Source organism: Sporosarcina obsidiansis, assembly GCF_009651005.1.
Taxonomy (GTDB): Bacteria; Bacillota; Bacilli; order Bacillales_A; family Planococcaceae; genus Sporosarcina; species Sporosarcina obsidiansis.
Genome location: NZ_WHVW01000002.1, coordinates 166481 through 178616, shown reverse-complemented (window position 1 = coordinate 178616; position 12136 = coordinate 166481). Strand labels below are relative to the sequence as shown.

Here is a 12136-nt window from a genome sequence, read left to right as displayed (position 1 = left end):
GTGATGTCTATTTATCAAAAGGTATTACAGGAGGAATTTTTACGCCTTCATCCTATGCTTCAAAAACGATACGACTTTGAAGAAGGTACAGTTTTTAAAGCAACGGGTGAAATGGAATCGATAAAAGGCGGGCCGAAATGGCTCTATCCGCTATTCAGACTAGGTGTGAGGTGGAAATTGCTATTTCCTGAACGTGGACAAAATATTCCATTTACTATCATTAATTCAACCTATGTAAATTCAAAAGGCGAACAACAAATACACTGGGAACGCGGTTTTCATTTCCCGAGGAAGACACGCTATTTCAATGCGTTGATGAGTCTGGATGAAAAACGAATGGTCGTTAAAGATTATTTGGGAGAACCTCCACTGCTTTATTCAGATTTGCAATTCACTGTCTTAGATGAAGGTGCACTGAAAATCAATTCATTGGACCAACGTTTCGTGCTTGGCAGAATCGAAATTCCTCTTCCCCGAATTTTTCAAGGCTTAGCAACAATTGTGGAAATGTATGATGATCTAAATGAGGTGTACCGAATTCGTGTCAACGTGAAAAACCCGTTGATTGGGAATGTCTTTTCATACGAAGGAGTGTTTAGGACAGATGCGTAATTTTATTTTGATTCATGTGCTGCTGTTCCTCGTTGTTGCTGTTTTTAGCATGACTGCTTGGCCGTATGGATTGCTGTCTGTTGCGCAACTTGTTTTTATACCGATTCTATTACGACTTGCTTATACAGATCGCGATTGGTTTTGGAAGTATTATCCGTACTTTGCGATTCCAGCATATGTAGCAGTAATGTTGGAACAGCTGATCTCAACTAGCTGGGAAGGTTTGTTGGCAACGATCTACCTTTTTTTCACCCTCTTCGTAGCCATTTACGGAGTGACACGATTTTTGCATCGAGGATTTACCCATCTAGAAGAGTTTGCGATTGAGATGGGACTCATATATTTGGCGATGGGTGGAGGTTGGTATTTTGCTTTCATCTCTGGCATTGATCTTGGATTCAGTCCATTACTTACTTGGTTGACTGCCATTCATTTTCATTACTCAGCGTTCATTCTGCCATTTTTTGTTGGATTTTTAGGTCGTCTTCATACTTCGCGTTTGTATAGAAGTTCCACAGTGACATTACTTGCGGCACCAATGGTTGTTGCGGTTGGTATCACATTTTCACGCTGGATTGAGGTTGGGGCGGTTCTATTATATGTCTATGGGTTGGGCGGTATCATTTGGATTGCGTGGCATCTAAGGTTTACGAGTTGGGTTCAAAAATGGCTTGTGCGAATTTCCTTTACTGCACTCGCTGTAACCATTTCATTTTCAATGTTATACGTATTGAGTAATGGGTTTGGATTGTTTTCTGTAACGATCGACTTTATGCTTCGTTTTCATGGTGTATTGAATTGCGTGGTGTTCGCGTTACTTGGCATTATCGGTTGGTCATTAGCTGTGCCAACCCCACGTTTTCGTCCGCTTGATTTTCCGGTTAGTAGGATACGCGGAAGAAAGGTTGCAAATGAAATTGGAGAAGTCGGCAAACATCGTGGTCTATCTGATGACATGATGGCGTATGGTCTGGAGCTGTCTACACTTTCTCCCCAAATACTCGACTTCTATGAAAATACGATAGAGTACCGACTGAGAGCGTCTGTGCATTGGCATCATTGGTTTAAACCATTTGCCTTTCTTTATTCGGTAATTAGTAGAAGAATGCAGCAAATTAATTTGCCGATGCGCAACGAAGAAGTCGAAATGACGGGAAGTATTTACACAATACATGACGGGCTAGATGGAAGAGAGAATGTTCGGGCGTGGGAACGGAAAGTCAAAGAGGAGACGATTTTTACGGCTCTTTATTCACAGCACCATACTAATGAACGATTGTACATGAATATCGCATTGCCTTTACCATTTACGACCATGACAGGTATTTTAGAGTTACGGGCGACAGGGAAGAATTTGCAGTTGACGAGTAAACGGACAGAACCAGCTTCTGATGCGGGAGTGTATTTGTCAATTGGCAGTAAAGAATTGTTCAAACTGCCTCTTCAAGAAGACTTTTTCATTGAGGACGAGGGGAACGGGTTTTTACAAGCAACACATAGGATGTGGATTTTTTCGATTCCTTTTTTGAGGATTAATTATGTGATTGATCATTACTAAATAGAGAACATGCTGCTCATAGAAACTAAAGTTAGAAGCTTTCTAGGATGAAGAAAAGTTCTTATCCTACATATAACGGTACTAAAGCGACGGTTGTTAAACATATCGTCGCTTTGTAATTTCACTTATTCAATTGGTGGTCCAATCAATGTGGAAGGCTGGATATTGGCGATGACAGCTTTCCATTGATCTTCATCTAGACCATATGTGTAGGCAAAGACTTCAGGCGGTGTAGCGGTCAGTAAATCTGAACCTAAAATTACTTCAGGTGTATCCGCATTGAAAATTCCTTGTAAGTGGGTATCATCAGAGTGTGCAATTTCGTAATGCCACCATCCTTGAGGCACATTAACGACCTGGCCGGTTGTAATCCGATAATGATGAAACTTTTTCTTATAGGGATTCATTAAGGAAACAGTGGCGGAACCCGATACGCAATACGTTAGTTCAGATGCGTTCGGATGATAATGAGGTTCTATGATGCTGTCTTTGCTCAAGAAAATATCTAGCATCGAAAGACCTTGCAACGTGTTCAATTGCTGTTTGCTTAAAATATTTATGAAGTTCTGGTCATCTTTCTTGAAAAAAGGACTTTTATTTACATCTGCTGCAAACTGCATCTTCGCTTGTTGGTCATGATTTGAAATCAGTTCACTCAACCTTCCTCTATCTTATTGAATACATCTTTTTTAATGTATGCCAATAAGTGTGGGAAGTTACTTTGTACATTATAAGTATTGTAAGGTCAAGAGATGAGCAGGTAATCAAACTGTCCTAATTTTTATTTTCCCAAACAGATACATTTACGCGTTTTTCGCTCATTAGTTCACTAACGGTTCCTAATTTATAGCCTTTCTCTTTAATTTGTATGATCATGTCCTCTAATCCCTCTGAAACTGGAAGTGTGGGATGCATTAACACCATAGAGCCGTTCTCGACTTGGGATACTACTCTGTTCACCATGACAGCGGTAGATGGTTTTTTCCAATCCACGGTGTCTACTGTCCACAATACCGTATTCATGCCAAGTTGGCTGGCAATTTCCACCGTTTTTTGATTGAAACTGCCACTAGGCGGACCGAACCACTTAGGTGAATCAATTCCTAATGTTTTGGTAATCACGTCATTCGTCTTTTTTAATTCTTCCATTGTCTCCGCTTCCGATTTGAGATTGAGATCTGGATGGCTGTACGCGTGATTTCCAATCTCATGGCCTTCTTCAAAAATCTTTTTAGCTAATTCAGGATTTTTGCTTACCCAGCTGCCGTCAAAGAAAAAAGATGCTTTCGTCTGATATTTTTTCAGCACTTCTAAAATTCCAGGGATAAATTCATTGCCCCATGCAACATTAATTAAAAAAGCCACCATTGGTTTGTCTGGATTCCCTCTGAAAATTGGATGCGGCCCTAAATCTTCTAAATGAATAGCTGGTGAGACCTCTTGATATATCACTTTTGACTCGTCCAATTTGCCGCTAGCTTTCATTTTCTTATAGCTAGCGTCTATATTCACTTCCAAACCGTTATATCCGGGAATGGCCTTCCACACTCGATCGACCTTTGCGTCCACTGCAGGTATATAGTGTTCTGAACTGAAAGATTCTAATTCCACAGCTAGGCGGTCTTTGTCGTTCTTTGAAGCAGAAACAGTACTTGTTACATCAGGATCTTTTTCAGAATCCTTTGCGGAAATAACGAGAAACAATAAACCTATACATATGAAAAAAGACATCAATATGATCTTCTTCAGTTAATTTCATCTCCCTCTAAATACGTAAATTGTTTTACGAATTAGTATTTCCTAAACTAACATAACTATTCTTTGCTTACACAATGCACAAGGAAGTCGAAGTGTGAGCAGAGTAAATTCAGGGTATTTCATAAACAAAATAGTGAAGGACATTGTACAGTTTTCTTTGTGTGCATTGAAGGAGGAGAATGAATGGTGAAAAAATATGACTTGGTAGTGATCGGAACAGGGACAGCTGGCTCCATTACAGCTAGTAAATGTAAGAAGGCAGGATGGAATGTTGCAATTATTGATGATCGCCCATTTGGCGGGACTTGTGCACAGCGGGGCTGTGATCCGAAAAAAGTGTTAACGGGAGTCGCTGAATTGTTTGATTGGAACAAACGAATGAATGGTAAAGGGATACAAGATGACGCTCGTATTGATTGGCAAGATGTAATGGCATTCAAACGGACATTTACTGCATCCATTCCGGAAGATACAGAAGAGAAGTTCAAAAAGTTGGGTGTGGATCGGTATCATGGGAAAGCGGTTTTTCACAGTGAAACAGTATTAAAAGTAGGTTCAGAGATGTTGGAAGGAAAGTGTATTCTTATCGCAACAGGAGCTGAGCCGGTGAAGATGGGGATAAAAGGTGAAGAAAACCTCGTTACGAGTGATGATTTTCTTGAGTTGGATGAACTTCCGAACCATATTGTATTTATAGGTGGCGGGTTTATATCATTCGAATTTGCCCACATCGCAGCAAGGGCAGGTTCGGAAGTTCATATTTTGCATAGAAGTGAACATGCGCTCAAACATTTCGATCCTGACTTGGTTGATTTATTAATGAAGCGATCGAAGGAAGTTGGAATTCAGATTCATTTGGAAGTAGCTGTTGAAGGTATTGAGAAGCTAGGAAGTTCATTTATTGTGAAAGGTAAGCAAGACGATAACGAAGTAGAATGGGAAACTGTTTTGGTCGTGCATGGCGCAGGACGGCAACCAGCATTGGATATGGAGTTGGAAACTGGGAATGTGGAACGAGACAAGGGGGGAGTAATTGTGAATGAATACATGCAAAGTGTCAGTAATCCCCATGTCTACGCTGCAGGAGATGTAGCGTCAACGGATGGGCCTCCCTTAACTCCGATCGCTACTAAAGAATCACATGTGGTGGCTGCAAATCTGCTAAAAGGGAATCATTTAAAGGCAAGATATCCAGTTGTTCCTTCTGTTGTTTTCACAATTCCTAAGCTTGCATCAGTTGGAATGAGCGAGAAGCAAGCGAGGGAATCTAAACTGAATGTAGAGGTGAAGTATCAAGACATGTCCGACTGGTTTACGTATAGACGGACGAATGAAAAAGTGGCTGCTTGTAAAATAATCATAGATCGAGATAATGGGATTATTCTAGGTGCTCATATACTTAGTGGAGAAGCGGATGAACTTATTAACTATTTTGCTTTAGCCATCCGTTTCCAGATACCCATTCAAGAATTGAAGGAAATGCCGTTTGCCTATCCGACTGCTGCTTCGGATATTGGATATATGTTGAAATAACAGACAGATCATGTATACTCCTAATAATATGTTGAGAAACTACTTGGATATCAGATAATTACTTCTGCTACTCAACTCCCGTTAAAGGAAATGTTAGAATCACAGAAAGAGGTACAAATAACTTCAATAGTATGAAGAAGAAACGGTATGGCTTAGCCTGCCGTTTTTGTTTTGCAACTTTACCAAACTTTCTCATGAAGCACATCGTCTAATCATTTGAAAGGGGGAACGAATGTGAATGAATTAACTTCAGAGATGTTAGAAATCGATAATAAAGAAGCACTATTAAGTGAACTGATGGATCAATATGGACAGGAGATCTTACAGCTTGTTTATTCTTACGTACATAATATTGCAATCGCCGAAGACTTAACGCAAGACATATTTGTTAAATGTTATACATCATTGCACACATATAAAGGAAAATCCACGTTACGGACGTGGCTATGGAGAATTAGTATTAATCATTGCAAAGACTATTTGAAAAGTTGGTATAACAAAAAAGTAATAGTTTCAGAAACGGAATCTGCATTTATGGGTGTTCAACATATAAGTGTGGAACAAACCGTTATTCAAAATGAAGAAGATGATCGGTTATCATCAGCCGTACTGAATTTACCGATCAACTATCGAGAAGTTATCTATCTTTTTTATTTTCAAGAAATGCCAATCAAAGAGATTGCTATCGTCATTGAAGTGAAAGAAAACACAGTTAAAACAAGACTTAGAAGAGCTAAAGAACTGTTGAAGATAGGATTGGAGGAATAGGGAAATGGAAGAACAATTAAAAGGTTTACGTAAAGCCATGAAGAATACGACTTTTAATCAGTTGAAGTTTTCAGAACAACATCGGTTACAAGTATACAAACGAATTCATGATTCCCAAGAAAATGAAGAAGATATTATTCTAGCTGTTCTCCAACTACTTGTTCATGATAAAACTGGTTATGAGTTGGTTCAGTTAGTGCGGTGCAGAGGTATTTTACAATTTGAAGAAAATGAAGGCTCTCTTTACACTCTGTTACATCGGCTTGAACAGGGAAAATTCATCACGTCACAGTGGGATTCAGCGGGAGCTAAATATTATTCCTTAGATCGAAAAGGTGAAAGACTGTTGCGAAAAGCAGAGAATGGCTCTGCAGTGAAACATTTGATCCTAAAAGAATGGATACAGGGGTGAGAGAATATTGAATAGAAGAGGCGATTCCTTTTTGCAGGAAGTCATCCATCATATTAAATCTAAAGAGGCAAAACAATTCGTACGGGCTGAATTAGAATTTCATTTGAAGTTAGCGAAGAATAAATGGATGTCAAAAGGATTAACAGAAGCAGATGCTGAGAATAAAGCAGTTGAACAAATGGGAAATCCTATTCATTTGGGTCGACAGCTTAATAACCTTCATAAGCCAAAAGTAGATTGGATACTAATTGCACTAGTAGTGATCGTGATGGCAGTAAGCTTTTTACCAATCGTAGCACTTGGATATACTGGACAAATCATGATGAATAAAATAATTTTTGTTTTGCTAGGTGCAGTGATGGTGTATGGGATGATGATAATGGATTATAGAAAATTAGAAAAGTATGGTTGGCTATTTTATTTAGTTGGCGTACTCATTCTGCTAATGATTAGCTATTTTCCTACTGCGCATAGTGGTGGACATTTACTATTGAAACTCGGCCCCATAACCATTGAAAGTTTACAAGCCATCCCTTTCTTTTTTCTGGCATGGGCTTCATTTTTCAATAACCGAAAGTTAAAAGTTTGGCAACTTAGCGTGCTGTTTTTATTGCCTTTGTATTTGTTACTGAATATACCAAGTCTATCGACGACGTTCCTTTATCTCATGATGGGGTTTATTATGCTTTGGTGGAGTCAATTAAGTAAGAAAAAAGTCCTTTTTATTACAATTGTTCCGCTGGTTTTTTCAATGATAGCGGGTTTGTTTTTATTGTCCTCGGTAAAAGCGTACCAATTGGATAGAATTTCTGGTTTTTTATACCCAGAGCAATATGCAAATGGATCGGGCTATATGTATGTGCGATTGAAGGAATTAATTTTAGCTGGAGGTTGGTTTGGTACAGCGGGAAATAAAGAATTTATTCAAGCTGCACATACGGATTATGTATTTGCCAGTTTGACTTATTATTATGGCTATTTACTTGCAGCTTTACTAGTTTTACTTCTTTCGTTTTTTTTGGTTAGAATGATTACGATTTCTACTAAGTTGAATGATTCATACAGTAAATTGCTCTTGATAGGTGGGATCACCTTATATGGTTGCCCTTTTATTTATAATGTCGGAATGATGTTAGGTTTACTACCTCTTACTTCCATGTCCTTGCCGTTCATTAGCTATGGTTTGATGCCGACGTTGTTCAATTCATTTTTAATTGGGATTGTATTGAGTGTATATCGCCGTAAGGATTTGATAACGAGTCAAATTGGATAAAGAAGCTTATCTGCACCTTGAATTGCGGTATAGGTGTTGTCATTACAACTCAGTTCTGTATGGGCCGAAAAGTTGGTGGACTGTTCTCCGGTTTTTTTTATGAAGCCATGGCAGGTATAATCGGCACTTTGGTAGGAGTTATTGCTTTAAATCCTCAAATTTGTGGCTTAGCTGAATTGTCTCCCATCAAACAAAGTATCACCTTAGTTATTGGCATTTTCTCATTTATATTACTTTGCGTTACTTTATGGCTAGTAAAGTTATCGGCTAATCAAGAAATCGGTTAGGATTTAGCTTATGGATATATGAAGAAAAGAGCAATCACGTAATAGTAGATCAGGAACAACTCATAAAATAGATACATCACCATCTGACGCAATACGTTGTGAGATGGTGATTTTTGATTTACTTTTTTATTCGTGAAACCTTTCGAGAGAACATAGCGTAGATAGTGCTATACATAGGTTGAAGTGAAGGATACAGGAGGGTAGCTAGATGATTCGTATGCACCATCTTCCAGCGCATATTAAACAAGCATTGCAACCTTATTGGAAGGACGGAGAAACGCCTGATGTATTCCCGTCTATTTTTAGAATTGGGGAAAAAGATTATTATTTTTTTACGTTTGCTCCTACAGAAGAACAATTGATCATTGAACGAACGGGACGTGTACCACCTTTTGATGAAGCTAAGAGGATTGATTTAATTACCACCGATTTCAACCATTCAATTGAGACTGCACATCTTGCTGCTGTAAAGTGGGTGAAAGGACCATTAGAAGAGAATTATAAGAAACTTAAACGTATATTACATCAAGCAGAACAACAATTGACTTCGTATCCTACTTCTATTCAAAGTGATTTTAAGGTTTTTCAACAATCAGTGGATGAAATTTTAGCCGAGCAGAATCATGTAAAAGAGCACCTGAATAAAATTATTGAGATTTGGGATGTCGCGAAAGAATCTGAACTAGTAACAGAGTCGGATCAGATTCAAGCTAGAATGCATCGTAAGGAAATGGCGCGAGCTGTCTATCGCCAAAATAATCAGCAGCTACTAACTGAACAAGAGCGTATGCGCTTCATACAATACATCAAAAGTAAACGCTCACTCATCAATCCAAGCGCGATTGCACTATCTATGAAATTGAAATCATATGAAAAATACATGCTCAATAAGAAATATCATGAGGTAGGAATGGAAGAATTGAAGCAGATTGTCTCACAAGATCATGTGACGTTGGCCGAAGAACCGAAGGCATCAGATATTTTAACACATCTACGTAATCCTTAAGAGGTTTAAAGTTTACGAGCCCGTGAAAAATGAATGGTATAGTAGTATTTACAATATGAATATGAAAGGAGGATTTTGATGGATGAAAAGAAGGAAATCCTACAACGCGTTTCTGACTTGGAAAGTGAAGTAAGTCTCCTGAAACGGGAGTTAGCCTTATTGAAATCTGAACGTAGTGGGGAAGTGCCTCATGAAAAACAGCATATTATAAGAAAAAATAAAAAGGAAGAAACACCGCAGCCTATTGTGAGTGAAAGACAAAGTGCATTCGAGCAAGACGTCCCTCAAAAGGCACCGAAAAAAGAGTTTGATTTTGAAAAACAAATAAGTGTTTGGTTACCGCGAGTTTTCATGTTTATTTTGTTACTTGGAGTGCTGTGGGACTTGAAGGTAGGGATGGAGTACGGACTCATTACGGGGCTTGTCCGAATTGCGTTAGGTTTTATCGCATCAGGTGTTCTTTACTTTCTTGGTATGCGCTATTTGCGAAATGGGAAAAATGGTTTCGGTTTAACGTTGTTAGGTGGATTTATTGCATTAGGAATTTTAACTACATTTGCAGCGCATCATCTGTATGGCTATTTTAACTTTTTCGTTGCCTTAGTTGTTGGAATTGCCTATATTGCAGCAGGACTTTATTTGTCATTAAAAACGAAATCCGAGACGTTGACGATCTTCTCTGGAATTGCTGGGTTTTTGCTTCCATTTTTATTGGCAGGGCAAGTGGGTTCTGACATCCAATTTTGTTTGTACATTTTGTTATTATTTCTTTCGTTATTTTTTGTTTCGCTACGACACCAACATAAATACTCTTTCTATGTCTCATTTCTCCTATTTCATTTAACGTTACTGGCGTATGTCGTGCTTGGATGGTTTGAAATAAACGAGAAGATCATAGTGGCGACTGCTTTTATTCAACATCTTCTTCTTCTCGTGGCATATATAAAGGGGTATATTGCAAGACAAGTATTTACGGAAACTTTAATCTACACAAATTTTGTGTTTGTGCTAGGGTGGATTAAATTCCTAGATTACCAACAAGAAATCATTTTATTCGGATTGGTAGCAGCACTCTATATCACACTCGCTGCATGGGCCTTCTCGAAGAAAAAAGAAATGTTGTGTGGTGTCTTATCAGCTGTTGCAATTTTTGCAAGTAGTGCTTTCATTTTAGCTTTTCAGACCGAGGAATTGTATGGCAAACTCATGTTGTTACTGATAAATGGTGCCATCGGTTTGTGGGTCGGTCTCTATTACCAAACGATCCGTACCATCATCACGGGTGGGATGGTTTATGTACTTGCTGTGTACACTACGTTAGTGGCTGTCGATTTCACTGAATTCTGGACGATACAGCATATGGTCTGGCTTGTACTGATTACGACACTTTGTGCGATCTATTATTCCTTCTATAGATGGCGCCCTGCTTTTATAGGGAAAACGACGTTGCACTTGGATCAATCACTCATCGCTGGCCAACTGATTTTAGTAGTCTATGTATTTAAGTTAGTACAACTTTTCCTGCAAGATACGAATTGGTCATTCCAAACGAGCATGCATATACAGTTGGCCATCTTGGTAGCTCTGTTAGGCGCACTCTATCTTTTAAATAAATGGCAGCACGGTCGCTTCATCACACACGCTGTTGTTGTAGAATTTTTACTTGCTAGCTTTGTAGTATTGGGGTTAGGTGTGGGTGGAGATTCATTCGGAAATGTATTTTCATTTAATCTAGTCGTCCAACTAGTATACGTAGTCATTCTCACGGTCATTTTTCTAGCGATACTGTCAAATACATTTTATATTTCATTGAAATGGAAAACAGGAGCTTTGGCTGTTATAATGCAAGCCATCTATTTTATCTTTCTGAATAAATGGTATTTCGCTCTTGTCATGATCGGTAATTGGTCAACGGAATGGATCTTGCTCGTCCATACATTTTGGCTGTTTGGATTTGCATTCGTATCGCTTACTATTGGAAGAAAAATGAAGTGGAAAGCAGTCAGAATCATTGGTGTGCTGTTAATTGGAGTTTGTCTATTGAAATTATTCATCATCGATCTAAACAGTATTTCCATTTTAATTCGATCGATCTTATTTACAGTAGTAGGCGTTGCTGGTTTGCTTTACTCCCGCACATTATGGAAGGATTAAAGGAATAATAGAAAGAGACAGAGAATAGATCACCTCTCTGTCTCTTTTTCATTTAAATGAATTTTGTAATCGTATCAATAGGTAGTCGGGTAGAACCATATGCAGGTGCTGCCGCTTTACCTATTGCAATTAATACTAGTGGCTCGTAACGAGATTCCAACTCAAAGGTATCCACGAATTGCTGTTTGTCGAACCCACCCATCGTCACCGTGTCATAGCCTTTCGCTTTGGCGATCAACATGAGTTGCATGGAAACTAGTCCTGCATCGAATGTAGCAATATTACGTCTGGCTTCGAATGGTGCGTTAGGATAAGCAGCTTTCGCATTTTGAATTTGGATCTCGACATGTTCTTGGTCAATATTTCCTGCTGCTAAATTGGAAAGGTAGATTTCGTCAATATTATGGTACATTTCCGTATCGCCAATGACAGCAATAATGACGGAGGCTGTTTCCATTTGTTCTTGATTGTAGGAAAACTCTTTAATTTTCTTTTTCGTATCTTGATCTTGAATGACGATGAAACGCCAAGGCTGTAGGTTACTTGAAGAAGGGGCAAGAGTTGCTTCTTCTAATATAGACGTAATATCTTCAGCAGACATTATATAATTTGGATCAAACTTTCTTACCGATTTTCTTTCATGAATGACTTGTGAAAGTGCAGCATAATTTTGGGACATGATGAAAACTCCTTTGTTTGTTGAGTGATTTTACTTACTAAAAGTAAGTTCTTTTTAAGGTTACTATTAGTAAGCTTGTTTGTCAAACTGGAGTGT

Annotated in this window: 10 protein-coding genes and 1 pseudogene; 8 read left to right on the top strand and 3 right to left on the bottom strand. The window is 38.6% G+C overall.

Translation table 11 applies throughout. From position 1 onward, the window contains the following. Positions 1–3: 3 nt before the first annotated feature. Both GD002_RS02435 and GD002_RS02430 read left to right on the top strand, forming a co-directional pair. Positions 4–612, top strand: coding sequence for a DUF4166 domain-containing protein (locus tag GD002_RS02435; RefSeq protein ID WP_153730740.1), 609 nt, complete (start codon positions 4–6; stop codon positions 610–612). Beyond that, on the top strand, positions 605–2170 hold the full coding sequence (locus GD002_RS02430; RefSeq protein WP_194841439.1) for a YndJ family protein: 1566 nt from the start codon (positions 605–607) through the stop codon (positions 2168–2170). Before GD002_RS02435 ends, GD002_RS02430 begins: the two co-directional genes overlap by 8 nt. 137 nt (positions 2171–2307) lie before the next feature. On the opposite strand, the pseudogene GD002_RS02425 reads toward GD002_RS02430, so the two are convergent. Both GD002_RS02425 and GD002_RS02420 read right to left on the bottom strand, forming a co-directional pair. Then, positions 2308–2790, bottom strand: a pseudogene (locus tag GD002_RS02425) (cupin domain-containing protein); the annotation flags it as partial. A 154-nt stretch (positions 2791–2944) separates the two neighbouring features. Beyond that, entirely contained in the window at positions 2945–3901 is a 957-nt protein-coding gene (locus GD002_RS02420) for a polysaccharide deacetylase family protein (RefSeq protein WP_228548260.1), read from the bottom strand. A gap of 210 nt (positions 3902–4111) precedes the next feature. Between GD002_RS02420 and GD002_RS02415 the strand changes: the two genes are divergently transcribed. The 6 genes from GD002_RS02415 to GD002_RS02390 all read left to right on the top strand — a co-directional run bounded on the left by GD002_RS02415 (position 4112) and on the right by GD002_RS02390 (position 11361). Further along, entirely contained in the window at positions 4112–5461 is a 1350-nt protein-coding gene (locus GD002_RS02415) for a dihydrolipoyl dehydrogenase family protein (protein WP_153730737.1), read from the top strand. A 234-nt stretch (positions 5462–5695) separates the two neighbouring features. After that, positions 5696–6229 carry a sigma-70 family RNA polymerase sigma factor gene (locus GD002_RS02410; protein WP_153730736.1) on the top strand — a complete coding sequence of 178 codons (534 nt, stop codon included), beginning with the start codon at positions 5696–5698 and terminating at the stop codon, positions 6227–6229. A 4-nt stretch (positions 6230–6233) separates the two neighbouring features. Further along, positions 6234–6641 (top strand): PadR family transcriptional regulator, encoded by a 408-nt coding sequence (locus tag GD002_RS02405; RefSeq protein WP_153730735.1) that lies wholly within the window; start codon positions 6234–6236, stop codon positions 6639–6641. A gap of 7 nt (positions 6642–6648) precedes the next feature. Beyond that, a complete protein-coding gene (locus GD002_RS02400) occupies positions 6649–7914 on the top strand; it encodes an FtsW/RodA/SpoVE family cell cycle protein (RefSeq protein ID WP_153730734.1) in 1266 nt (421 codons plus the stop codon). 495 nt (positions 7915–8409) lie between these two features. After that, a complete protein-coding gene (locus GD002_RS02395; RefSeq protein WP_153730733.1) occupies positions 8410–9207 on the top strand; it encodes a hypothetical protein in 798 nt (265 codons plus the stop codon). A gap of 78 nt (positions 9208–9285) precedes the next feature. After that, a complete protein-coding gene (locus GD002_RS02390; protein WP_153730732.1) occupies positions 9286–11361 on the top strand; it encodes a DUF2339 domain-containing protein in 2076 nt (691 codons plus the stop codon). Between the two features lie 52 nt (positions 11362–11413). On the opposite strand, the gene GD002_RS02385 is transcribed toward GD002_RS02390, so the two are convergent. Beyond that, positions 11414–12040, bottom strand: coding sequence for a nitroreductase family protein (locus GD002_RS02385; RefSeq protein WP_153730731.1), 627 nt, complete (start codon positions 12038–12040; stop codon positions 11414–11416). Positions 12041–12136 lie beyond the last annotated feature (96 nt).

Coding starts and splice junctions, on each gene's coding strand:
- GD002_RS02435 (WP_153730740.1), top strand. CDS start 4: ATGTCTATTTATCAAAAGGTATTACAGGAGGAATTTTTACGCCTTCAT.
- GD002_RS02430 (WP_194841439.1), top strand. CDS start 605: ATGCGTAATTTTATTTTGATTCATGTGCTGCTGTTCCTCGTTGTTGCT.
- GD002_RS02420 (WP_228548260.1), bottom strand. CDS start 3,901: ATGTCTTTTTTCATATGTATAGGTTTATTGTTTCTCGTTATTTCCGCA.
- GD002_RS02415 (WP_153730737.1), top strand. CDS start 4,112: ATGGTGAAAAAATATGACTTGGTAGTGATCGGAACAGGGACAGCTGGC.
- GD002_RS02405 (WP_153730735.1), top strand. CDS start 6,234: ATGGAAGAACAATTAAAAGGTTTACGTAAAGCCATGAAGAATACGACT.
- GD002_RS02395 (WP_153730733.1), top strand. CDS start 8,410: ATGATTCGTATGCACCATCTTCCAGCGCATATTAAACAAGCATTGCAA.
- GD002_RS02390 (WP_153730732.1), top strand. CDS start 9,286: ATGGATGAAAAGAAGGAAATCCTACAACGCGTTTCTGACTTGGAAAGT.
- GD002_RS02385 (WP_153730731.1), bottom strand. CDS start 12,040: ATGTCCCAAAATTATGCTGCACTTTCACAAGTCATTCATGAAAGAAAA.